Raw genomic sequence first — 379 nt, forward strand, 5'->3', positions numbered from 1 at the left:
CCGCCAGATAGGATTGGGTGATCGCGCCGAGCGCATCGTCAGGCGAGGCCTCGGACAGGCTGGTCCACCGCCGGACCGACAAAGCGATGGCCGCCGCGCAGGCCTCGGCGATCAGGTCATCCTTCGAATTGAAATGACCATAGAAACCGCCATGGGTGAGCCCCGCGCTTTTCATCACATCGGCGACGCCGATGCCGTCAAAACCCTTTTCGCGGAACTGCTGTCCGGCGATCTCGATGATGCGGGCGCGGTTCTGTGCTGCCTGGTCCCTGCTGACGCGCATGAAACATTCCTTCAAAAAAACTGCATTGACAATTTATATGATGACCGTCATCAATAGTCAATATGATGATCGTCATCTAAAAGCCGATTACCCTCC

1 protein-coding gene is annotated in these 379 nt (G+C 56.5%); it reads right to left on the minus strand.

From position 1 onward, the window contains the following. Positions 1–283 (minus strand): TetR/AcrR family transcriptional regulator (locus G8O24_RS43150; RefSeq protein WP_188108469.1); only part of this gene is annotated, 283 nt, incomplete at its 3' end. Positions 284–379 lie beyond the last annotated feature (96 nt).

The organism is Bradyrhizobium campsiandrae, assembly GCF_014529705.1.
Classification (GTDB): domain Bacteria; phylum Pseudomonadota; class Alphaproteobacteria; order Rhizobiales; family Xanthobacteraceae; genus Bradyrhizobium; species Bradyrhizobium campsiandrae.